Annotated in this window: 1 pseudogene; it reads right to left on the bottom strand. The window is 56.7% G+C overall.

Annotated elements, in window-relative coordinates:
- Window positions 1-190 (bottom strand): annotated as a pseudogene (locus ACZ2IA_RS23135) (aspartate-semialdehyde dehydrogenase); the annotation flags it as partial.
- Window positions 191-254: the final 64 nt, after the last annotated feature.

Genomic DNA, 254 nt, shown 5'->3' with positions numbered 1-254 from the left:
AATCGAAGTCATCGACCGCTTCCACCGTCAGTGACTCACTGCCGAAACTGACGGTTTGCCCCGCAGACCGCCGGCTGGCCAGCGCGTGTATGCGCCCGACCGGGAAATTGCGTTCCTGCAGAACCTTGAGCATGGTCTGGCCCACGGCACCGGTTGCACCCAGAACGGCTACATCTACTTTCTTACTCACTTTTCAGACTTCCTGTCGTTATTTCTAAGCGTTTCGTAACGCGTTGCACACCGCATCACCCATC

It is taken from the genome of Crenobacter sp. CS_VA4 (assembly GCF_055597485.1).
The sequence above is the reverse complement of the archived record's forward strand: the minus strand, read 5'-3'. Positions and strand labels throughout refer to the sequence as shown.